At 62.9% G+C, this 2424-nt stretch carries 3 protein-coding genes; all 3 read left to right on the top strand.

The window, feature by feature from the left end:
• A partial coding sequence (locus APH34_RS28295; RefSeq protein ID WP_305728917.1) for a muconolactone Delta-isomerase family protein occupies positions 1-155 on the top strand: 155 nt, incomplete at its 5' end.
• Positions 156-204: 49 nt separating this feature from the next.
• On the top strand, positions 205-1140 hold the full coding sequence (gene catA / locus APH34_RS28290; RefSeq protein ID WP_054903784.1) for a catechol 1,2-dioxygenase: 936 nt from the start codon (positions 205-207) through the stop codon (positions 1138-1140).
• A 210-nt stretch (positions 1141-1350) separates the two neighbouring features.
• A partial coding sequence (locus APH34_RS28285; protein WP_054903783.1) for an MFS transporter occupies positions 1351-2424 on the top strand: 1074 nt, incomplete at its 3' end.

Here is a 2424-nt window from a genome sequence, read left to right as displayed (position 1 = left end):
TCGCCGGGCACTACGCCAACTACAGCGTGTTCGACGTGCCCAGTGTCGAGGCGCTGCACGACACGCTGCTGCAACTGCCGCTGTTCCCCTACATGGACATCGAGGTGGACGGCCTGTGCCGCCACCCATCGTCGATCCACACCGACGACCGTTGAGCCGCCTGCAATCACGACTACCTGACAAGAACAAGACGAGGTAAGCAACATGACCGTGAAGATCTCCCACACCCCCGACATCCAGGCATTCTTCGAGCAAGTGGCTGGCCTTGGGCATACCGAAGGCAACCCGCGCTTCAAACAGATCATCCTGCGTGTATTGCAAGACACCGCCCGCCTGGTCGAAGACCTGGACATCAGCGAAGACGAGTTCTGGCACGCCGTGGACTACCTCAATCGCCTGGGCGGGCGCAACGAAGCCGGCCTGTTGGCGGCGGGCTTGGGTATCGAGCATTTCCTCGACTTGCTGCAGGATGCCAAGGACGCCGAGGCGGGCCTTGCCGGTGGCACCCCACGCACCATCGAAGGCCCCCTGTACGTCGCCGGCGCGCCCATTGCCCAAGGTGAGGCCCGCATGGACGATGGCACCGACCCGGGGGTGGTGATGTTCCTTGAAGGCCAGGTGCTCGACGCCCAAGGGCAACCGCTGGCCGGCGCCACGGTCGACGTGTGGCACGCCAACACCCAAGGGACTTATTCGTACTTTGATTCGGCCCAGTCGGCGTACAACCTGCGCCGACGCATCATCACCGATGCCCAAGGCCGCTACCGCGCCCGCTCCATCGTGCCATCGGGCTATGGCTGCGACCCACAGGGCCCGACCCAGGAGTGCCTGAACCTGCTCGGTCGCCACGGCCAACGCCCGGCGCACGTGCACTTCTTCGTCTCGGCGCCTGGGCATCGCCACCTGACCACGCAGATCAACTTCGCCGGCGACAAGTACCTGTGGGACGACTTCGCTTACGCCACCCGTGATGGCCTGATCGGTGACCTGCGCTTCGTCGAGGACGCTGCAGCGGCACGTGACAAGGGGGTGCAGGGCGATCGTTTTGCCCAGTTGCAGTTCGATTTCCGTCTGCAGACCGCTCCAGCCCCTGAAGCTGAAACGCGCAGCCATCGGCCACGGGCGCTGCAAGGCGCCTGAACACGGCCCTGTGGCGTGATGAGTGGCCCCGCCGCCGGCTTGCCGGCGTCAGGGCCGCTACAGGCCTCCACCCGTCAACTGCCATACCATTCCAATAACAATAAAAGGTCCTTGGTCATGCGTAATCCCGCCCCGCGTGCGCTCGCCTGTTGCTGACAGGTCACTGCCTTGTAATCCCTTTCCAGGCTGTCCACTCAGGAATTCGCGAGCATGAATACCCTCACCCAAGAGCAGCACCTCAAGCAGCACAACAAGCGCTATTTCTACGAATGGTACGTGGTCATCCTGTGCATGGTGGCCTATATCTTCTCCTTCGTTGACCGGCAGATCCTGGCCTTGATGATCGAGCCGATCAAAGCCGACCTGCAGTTGAGCGATACCCAGTTCAGCCTGCTGCACGGCCTGGCGTTCTCCCTGTTCTACGCCTTCATGGGCATGCCCATCGCCTACCTGGCCGACCGTTTTTCACGCCCGCGGATCATCGCAGTCGGGGTGATCTTCTGGAGCATCGCCACCGCCGCTTGCGGCCTGAGCAAGAACTTTCTGCAGATGTTCCTAGCCCGTATCGGCGTTGGTGTTGGCGAGGCGGCGTTGTCGCCCTCGGCCTACTCGATGTTCAGCGACCTGTTCCCCAAGGAGAAGCTCGGCCGCGCCGTGGGCATCTATTCGATCGGCTCATTCGTCGGCGGCGGTATCGCCTTTCTGGTCGGCGGCTATGTGATCACCTTGCTCAAGGACGCGCAAACCATCGAGGTGGCGTTCCTCGGCGCCATGAAGGCCTGGCAACTGGCCTTCTTCATTGTCGGGCTGCCAGGGGTGATCGTCGGCCTGCTGATCTGGCTGACCGTGCGCAACCCGCAACGCAAAGGCGCACAGCTGGATGCCGACGGCAATGTACGCAAGGTCAGGCTCACCGATGGCCTGCGCTTCATCGGCCGTCACCGCGCAACGTTCAGTTGCCATTACCTGGGCTTTTCGTTCTACGCCATGGCGCTGTTCTGCATGATGAGCTGGACGCCGGCGTTGTATATCCGCAAGTTCGGCATGAGCCCCGAACAGGCGGGTTTCATGCTCGGCACCATCCTGTTGCTGGCCAACACCACCGGCGTGGTGTTCGGCGGTTGGCTGACTGACCACCTGGCCAAGCGCGGGCACAGCGATGCGGCCATGCGCACCGGGGTCATCGGCGCGCTGGGCATGATCGTGCCCGCCGTGTTGTATTCGCAGGTCGACTCGCTGTGGCTGTCGGTCACCTTGCTGGTGCCGGCGATGTTCTTTGCCTCG

It is taken from the genome of Pseudomonas sp. NBRC 111131, assembly GCF_001320525.1.
GTDB lineage: Bacteria > Pseudomonadota > Gammaproteobacteria > Pseudomonadales > Pseudomonadaceae > Aquipseudomonas > Aquipseudomonas ceruminis.
The sequence above is the reverse complement of the archived record's forward strand: the minus strand, read 5'-3'. Positions and strand labels throughout refer to the sequence as shown.